5 protein-coding genes are annotated in these 4,834 nt (G+C 51.6%); 4 read left to right on the forward strand and 1 reads right to left on the reverse strand.

Annotation, left to right across the window (positions count from 1 at the left end):
* Positions 1-148: 148 nt before the first annotated feature.
* Positions 149-1,168: a LacI family DNA-binding transcriptional regulator gene (locus PFRI_RS04020; RefSeq protein ID WP_072629456.1), complete on the reverse strand. Its 1,020-nt coding sequence runs from the start codon at positions 1,166-1,168 to the stop codon at positions 149-151.
* Positions 1,169-1,324: 156 nt separating this feature from the next.
* Between PFRI_RS04020 and PFRI_RS04025 the strand changes: the two genes are divergently transcribed.
* From PFRI_RS04025 to PFRI_RS04040, 4 genes are all read left to right on the forward strand, one after another.
* Complete coding sequence (locus PFRI_RS04025; RefSeq protein WP_072629460.1) at positions 1,325-1,510, forward strand: hypothetical protein; 186 nt, start codon at positions 1,325-1,327, stop codon at positions 1,508-1,510.
* A gap of 24 nt (positions 1,511-1,534) precedes the next feature.
* Positions 1,535-2,683, forward strand: coding sequence for a TRAP transporter substrate-binding protein (locus PFRI_RS04030; RefSeq protein ID WP_072629457.1), 1,149 nt, complete (start codon positions 1,535-1,537; stop codon positions 2,681-2,683).
* Positions 2,684-2,790: 107 nt separating this feature from the next.
* Positions 2,791-3,303 (forward strand): TRAP transporter small permease, encoded by a 513-nt coding sequence (locus PFRI_RS04035; protein ID WP_072629458.1) that lies wholly within the window; start codon positions 2,791-2,793, stop codon positions 3,301-3,303.
* 11 nt (positions 3,304-3,314) lie between these two features.
* The gene (locus PFRI_RS04040) at positions 3,315-4,643 is read left to right on the forward strand and encodes a TRAP transporter large permease (RefSeq protein ID WP_072629459.1); all 1,329 of its coding nucleotides are present in this window, start codon (positions 3,315-3,317) and stop codon (positions 4,641-4,643) included.
* The last annotated feature ends 191 nt before the right edge of the window (positions 4,644-4,834 follow it).

Below are 4,834 nucleotides of genomic sequence, written 5' to 3' on the forward strand. Positions count from 1 at the left end.
AGATCCCCAACCGTCTTCCTCTCCGCAATCGCACTCGCCGCAACCGTCATATTCTTTTTATGAGTCCTGAGCCTAGTAAAACCGAATAATTACAAAGCTAAGCGATACGACCTTTCTCAACTCAACTTTATTTGACAACGTTTTTATTTCAAACAAGCGAAGCGATTGATTTCTCAACGACGATTTCGCTTGGCAGCTCTTGTGAACGTCCCACGTCACCGCTTTCAACCATTCGTACGAGTTCGTCCGCAGCACGACGGCCCATTTCAGAATGTGGGACACGCACAGTCGTCAGTTTGGGCGTTACGACACGTGCTAGCTCAATCCCGTCAAAGCCAGTTATAGAAACATCGTCAGGTACCTTTATTCCCATCTCTTGAGCACGTTGCATCGCACCAACAGCGAGTACGTCGTTGCCGCACATCACGATACTTGGACGATCTGACAATCTCATAAGACGCTCAAAAGCATCCGCACCGTTGTCGATGTCGTAAGGCGTTTCAATGATCGGCACTGAAGCCAGATCAATCCCCTCAACTTTGAGCCGCTCTGTAATGCCTTTCAACCTGTTTGATGCGCGATCGTTGCCTTCGGTGGTGCCAGAAATCACAGCGACATTTCGATGGCCCATCGCAAGCACGCGATCACAGAGCTGGTACATCGACGCACGATTATCAAAACCAATCGCCGGCAAAGCGTTATTTGCGGCGAATGCCCAGGCCAGCAGAAAGGGAATATTTCGCTGCTTTAAAAACTCGTAAACTCTTTCTTCGCGCCAATACCCGATCAAAAGGATCCCATCAGCGCCACGACTAGCGAGCGCACGCACCTGCTCGGCTTCAATTTCAGGATCGTAGGAACTGCTGGAGATGAGCAAAGTGTAACCAAGACTGTGAAGTCGTTCTTGAAAGGCTTGAATGCCTTTGGCGAAAATCGCGTTCTCCATCGTTGGAATAATGGCACCTATTGTCATAGTGCGCTTTGCCGACATGAAACGCGCACCAAAGTGCGGGGTGTAACCTAAGGCATCGACAGCGGACTTAACCCGCTTCAACGTTGACTTGGACACCAAGCCAGGCGAATTCAGAGAACGCGAGACCGTTGCTGGTGATACACCTGCGGCCTTCGCAACGTCATCCAACGTGGGAACTGCTTGATGAGACGTCATGGAGCCGAGCCTTTTGGGTTTCAGGGCTCACTTTAGTTTGAAACCTTTTGAAAAAGACAGGCAAAATTGAAATTTGACCAAATTAGATGAAAGCGCTTGCAAAGACTCAATGAAAGCGCTTTCATGAAATGGCAACCAGCGCCTGGGAGGGTCGCCATGTTCATGTTCGCATCATTGATCGTATTTCTCGTCTATTTCGCAAATGTAGCCATGGGCGCATTTTGGGATGTGACCTATTTTGGCGATGTTGGTGAAATGCTGGTGCTTTTCGCGGCGACGATTTTGTTCGTGGTCGCAATTTTACAAAAAGAAGCTGCTCGCGCGAAACGAGACGACAGCTAAAATGTCCTTTGGGAGGAACTACAAATGAATGAAGATGATAAGATGGTCGCATCGGCAGAGCGCCGCAATTTTCTGAAGCTATCCGCAGCGGGTGGCTTCACGGCGGCTTTGGTCGCAGGTGCAGCAGGAACGCTTTGGTCCACAGAAGCAGCCGCACAAACAGCTAACGAAGAGCGTGATCGCGAGAAAGCAGCCGATCACACGATGACAATCGCGACTGCGTATGTGCTCGGTGCGTCGCGCAGCTATCCGATCATGCAGCTCGACCTCAAAGAGAACATCCAGAACGCAACCAACGGTAAAGTTTACGTCAAGCTCGCCCCTGGTGGTCAGCTCGGTGCAGGCGGTGCGCTTGTTCAAGCGGTCCAAGGTGGCACAATTCAGGCAGCACAGCATTCGCTGTCCAACTTTGCGCCTTTCGCATCCACAGTTGATTTGATCAACATGCCTTATCTGTGTGGTTCTAACCAGCGGTTCACAAACCTTGTAAATTCTGACTTCTGGAAGTCTTCTGTTGAACCAAAAGTTGAAGAGAACGGCTTTAAAGCGCTGTTCTACGTCAACATCGACCCACGCGTTGTTGCGGTCCGTAAAGGCGGCGCGGGCGCAGTTCTATCCCCATCCGATCTGGACGGCGTTAAGTTCCGCGTTCCGGGTTCCAAGATGTTGCAGCAGTACTACCGCATGGTTGGCGCGAACCCGACGCCAGTTGCCTGGGGTGAAACACCCTCCGCGATTAAGCAAGGTGTTGCAGACGCGCTCGACCCATCTGTTGGCGCTCTCTATGTGTTTGGTTTCAAGGACATCCTGTCCCACGTGACATTCACACAAGCGGTTCCAGACTCACAGGTTTATTCATGTAACCTCGAGTGGTTCAACTCCATGCCTGCAGACGTTCAGGAAGGCATCATGTGGGGCTCTGAAATGACAGCGCACCAGAACCTGTCCAAAGTTCCATCCGCGCGTGCATATGCTATGTCCGAGCTGGCAAAATCCGGTGTTGAATTCCATAGCCTCTCTGAGGATCAGCTGAACGAGTGGAAAGCAGCCGGTGGTTATCAGTTGGCAGAATGGGACAGCTTCAAGACCGAGCTGGCCGGCTCCATGGACAACTTTGCTAAGATGGAAGAAGCCGCAGGCACGCAGGGCAAGTACTACGTCCACGACGCCTAAAGTGCGATCTGGCGCGGGTTCCCGGCTGTGCCAGATCTAATTTCCATGCGGGCCTTTTTGCGACAAATCTTCACAAAAAGGCCCGTATATTCTAGGTGGGACGCCCGATGGAATTTTTACGAAATGTAGATAAAAATGCCGAGCGCTGGTTGCTGCTCGTGTTTTACGTGATGCTTGTTATCACAATGGCCATCGAAGTGCTCAGGCGCGAAGTGTTCGCGTATTCTTCCATTTGGGGCGAAGAAATCGTCCGCTTTTCCTTTATTTATTTAGCATGGGTTGGCGCGTCTGCGGCGGTCAAAGAACGCGCGCACATTCGCATTGATGTTCTCATGCATTACCTCTCGCCACGCCCAAAGGCGCTGCTCTACATCTTTGGCGATCTTGTGATGCTCGTCGTCGCCTGCATCGCGCTCTATTGGTCTTGGGAGACACTGCATGTCTCCTACAAGTTTGGTTCGGTTACAGACGGTCTACGTGTCTCCAAGGTTTGGTTCATCTTCTCAGTCCCGCTTGGTTTCGGGCTAATGATCTGGCGGTTGCTGCAGTCCTTCACACGAGATTTCAAATCCCTTCGAGATGGCACGCCCGTCTATGAAGGTGACACACTGTTTGAATAAGGGAATTTGAAATGCTGTGGAATACTCTTCAACAAACAGTAGAACTCGGCTGGGATTTCTACGTCCCCGTCTTGATGTTCGTCGCTTTGATTGCTCTTGCCGTACCGGTTTGGGCAGCTATCGGCAGCTCGGCAATTTTGATGTTGGTGATGTCTGGCGACTTGCCGCTTAGTCTAGTGGGCGAGCGTTTGTTTACGGGAATTGACGCTTTCGCATTGACGGCTATTCCGTTGTTCATTCTCACGGGTGACGTTCTTGTACGCACCGGCCTCAGTCGCAAGTTTCTCGACGTTGCCGAAGCCCTGACCTGTTTCACAAAGGGCGGTTTTGGTTCCGCCACGGTTCTCGTTTGCGGTATGTTTGCTGCAATCTCTGGATCCGACGCCGCTGGTGCTGCTGCGGTTGGTCGTATGACAATCGCGCGCTTGGTCGAAAGCGGATACCCACGCCCTTATGCCTGCGCGCTCGTCGCTGCCGGTGCCTGTACTGGCATTCTAATCCCGCCCTCAATCGCCTACATCATCATCGGCCTCGTGCTGGGTATATCGGCATCAACGCTCTTTCTCGCGGCGCTCATTCCAGGCGTCGCGATCCTTTTGGCAATCTTGATCACCAACCTGATTGTGAACCGCATCTATGACTATGAAGGCGGCGGCATGATGACGTTCGGCGAATGGATCATGGGTCTCGGCAAATCGCTGAAATCCGGCTGGTATGCGTTCATCGTTCCGGGCATCATTTTCTATGGCATCTTTTCTGGCCGCCTGACACCCACAGAGGCGGGCGCAACAGCCGTTGTCGTCACCATCCTCATGGGTTTCATCATGCGCACGCTCAGCTTTGCGGACTTCCCTGCGATGCTGGTTAGCTCCGCAAAGGTGAACGGCGTTATCCTTCCAATCATCGCCTTCTCAGTACCGCTTGCTGAAGCCTTGGCAATCATGGGTGTACCTCAAGGTTTTGTGACGTCGATTACTGGCCTCACAGATGAGCCTTGGATCCTGATCTTGTTGATGATCGGCATTCTGATCGCTGCTGGCTGCGTCATGGAAACCACTCCAAACATCGTGATCCTCGCGCCGATCCTCAAGCCATTGGCGGATAACATTGGAATGAACGAGATTCAGTTCTGCATCATGATGATTACCGCTTTAGGCGTTGGCTTTATCACGCCACCTTTGGGATTGAACCTGTTCGTTGTCGCAGGCATCACTGGCGAGTCGATCCTCAAGATTGCGGTGCGTGCTGTGCCCTTCGTCTTGTGCATGTTTATTGTTGTCCTCTTCATTGCCTACGTGCCAGCGATTTCCACGACGCTCTTGCCGGACATCTACAAATAAGGGCTAAGCGCACCCGCCGCCCCTACTATATTGACGGACGAACCAATCAAGATGATCAAATGAAAAACAAAGCAAACATTCGCTCACTTTACGTATCCGCATTGACTGATCTTAAAGGCAAAGTGGCATGTGTCATCTGAAGTGGTCCTACTAATTCGGACAGGTTTGTGGCTCAGCTAAGATGTAATCGG

The organism is Planktotalea frisia, assembly GCF_001890925.1.
GTDB lineage: Bacteria > Pseudomonadota > Alphaproteobacteria > Rhodobacterales > Rhodobacteraceae > Planktotalea > Planktotalea frisia.

Coding starts and splice junctions, on each gene's coding strand:
- PFRI_RS04040 (WP_072629459.1), top strand. CDS start 3,315: ATGCTGTGGAATACTCTTCAACAAACAGTAGAACTCGGCTGGGATTTC.
- PFRI_RS04020 (WP_072629456.1), bottom strand. CDS start 1,168: ATGACGTCTCATCAAGCAGTTCCCACGTTGGATGACGTTGCGAAGGCC.
- PFRI_RS04035 (WP_072629458.1), top strand. CDS start 2,791: ATGGAATTTTTACGAAATGTAGATAAAAATGCCGAGCGCTGGTTGCTG.
- PFRI_RS04030 (WP_072629457.1), top strand. CDS start 1,535: ATGAATGAAGATGATAAGATGGTCGCATCGGCAGAGCGCCGCAATTTT.
- PFRI_RS04025 (WP_072629460.1), top strand. CDS start 1,325: ATGTTCATGTTCGCATCATTGATCGTATTTCTCGTCTATTTCGCAAAT.